The organism is Microcystis sp. LEGE 00066, from assembly GCF_015207925.1.
In the GTDB taxonomy this organism is placed as follows: domain Bacteria; phylum Cyanobacteriota; class Cyanobacteriia; order Cyanobacteriales; family Microcystaceae; genus Microcystis; species Microcystis ichthyoblabe_A.
In genome coordinates this window covers 1-1,777 of sequence record NZ_JADEVX010000337.1, presented here as the reverse complement: position 1 = coordinate 1,777, position 1,777 = coordinate 1, and the positions used below count along the sequence as shown (strand labels likewise).

The window sequence follows — 1,777 nt, the reverse complement described above, 5'->3', positions numbered from 1 at the left end:
GCACTAATTAGAGAAGATGCAAGGGTGATGCAAGGGTTTTAAGAGATTCTAGCAGATTTAAGTGCATTTGGGAAGCTCTCAATCAAGCTAAAAGCCCTTTCCTGTAAGGTTTTTACCATTATTCAGCAAACCCAAATTAATCAAGAGTTAGACGAACAGAGAAGAGCAGAAAAAAGAGCCGTAGAAGCGCAGGGTGAGAGCATCTCAAACGCTATTGACAATTGGCCAATTTTGTGATCCGCTTGCTGTGTGGGCATTTGAAGTGATACCAGTCAATCAGAATAGTTACGAAATCTTCACATTTGGTTGATTTTTGCTTAACAATTGAGATGGCCAATTCTCCTCAAATATGCCTGAATCGCTCTCTGGGTAAGCAACTCACATAAAGTTGATTTTGTCAAGGATTGTTAAGATGCGCTTACCCTGCTTCTTGATAGCCTTTAAACTCTGCGTCTGCTGGCAGTTTATCTTGGGGGTATTTTACTATTTCTTCTCTATCTATTTTTATAGTCCCGTTCTTACTGACTTTATTGTGCTTTTTTGGAGTTTTTCTCTCTTTCTCTGATGACTGATTGTTGGTCAACCCTTTCTTGTTGGCTTTGATGTCTGGCTTGCCTTGTTCTCCTTTGAGACGGTTGTTTTCGTCTTTTAACTGTTGATTTTCTGCTCGTAATTCTTTGACTTCTGCTTGTAGTTGCTCTATTAAGTTCAGTAATATTTCTACTGTCCGACGCATTGATTCGTCTGCAATCCCTTTTGGCTCGATGGTTTGCAGTATCTCTTCTCCTGATTTCTTGCTCGAATCTAGTTTTTGCGTCATGTGTCATATTCTATTAGATCTCTTGCAAAAGTAATCAAGATATATCCTTTTGTCGGTAACGAAGTTCGTAATTGTAGATACCAGCAATCAAATTCAATCTCAGACCAAATCGCCGTCTGCGATTTCTGTATCTTGATGAAAGTATCCGAAATATTTTGAGACTACGATGAATATGTTCTATAACTATACGCCGTTGTGATAACTGACGATTGGCTTTTTTTGCTCTTTACTTAGTTTTTCTTTTTTCTTTTTTTTATGAGGAATTTGACTGTTTTGATGGAGCTTCTGAATTCCTTGATAGCCTTTATCCCCTAATATTTCTATTTTCTTATTTAACCTTATTTTGCTCTCTTTCCACAGTCGAAAATCATGGACTCTTCCTTTCTCACAACGGACACAGATTACCTGCTCGCTTTTTTGGTCGCAACGCGCTCGCTGCGCGAGATCGGCAACGACTTGCGACTTTAATGTGTGGTATCCCTGCTTGCCACTATAGTATGATTTCTGTTTTTTTTGGGTCTTTCTATCTCCTGTTCTGACACATCCACCACTATTACTTCTATTTCACTATTACTTTCTAAGAGGGCTTTTTTTCCGGGTAGATTAAACAGACCTGATTTGATGAGAATATTCTCTACTTTCCTAACAATTCTATACGCCGTTGATTCGTTAATACCCCAACTATTTCCCAGATGAAAATAGGTGCGATATTCTCGCCAATATTCTAGTGTTATTAAGTAGTCATGCAAAATTAATTACCCAAATAAAAAATTAAGAAGTATAATACATGAAAAAACGAAGTAGCAGGAAAATACAATGAGATTGATTAGAGACCTAAACCCCGAGAGCCAGAAAATGCTAGAGAGAATTTATCGAGCTAGTAAACATCATCAAGTAAGAGAGCGAGCGAAATGTATACTCTTAAGTTTTCAGGGAACCACGATAGAAGAATTGAGC

1 protein-coding gene and 2 pseudogenes are annotated in these 1,777 nt (G+C 37.9%); 1 reads left to right on the top strand and 2 read right to left on the bottom strand.

The window, feature by feature from the left end; translation table 11 throughout:
- Positions 1–418: 418 nt before the first annotated feature.
- Positions 419–820, bottom strand: a complete 402-nt coding sequence (locus IQ224_RS23290) for a hypothetical protein (RefSeq protein WP_002746849.1) — start codon at positions 818–820, stop codon at positions 419–421.
- 34 nt (positions 821–854) lie between these two features.
- Positions 855–1,557, bottom strand: a pseudogene (locus IQ224_RS23285) (IS5 family transposase); the annotation flags it as partial.
- 79 nt (positions 1,558–1,636) lie between these two features.
- Here IQ224_RS23285 and IQ224_RS23280 point away from each other — a divergent pair.
- Positions 1,637–1,777, top strand: a pseudogene (locus IQ224_RS23280) (IS630 family transposase); the annotation flags it as partial.

What these genes read in the sequence shown, in the direction of transcription:
- IQ224_RS23290 (WP_002746849.1), bottom strand. Translation starts at nt 820, where the DNA reads ATGACGCAAAAACTAGATTCGAGCAAGAAATCAGGAGAAGAGATACTG.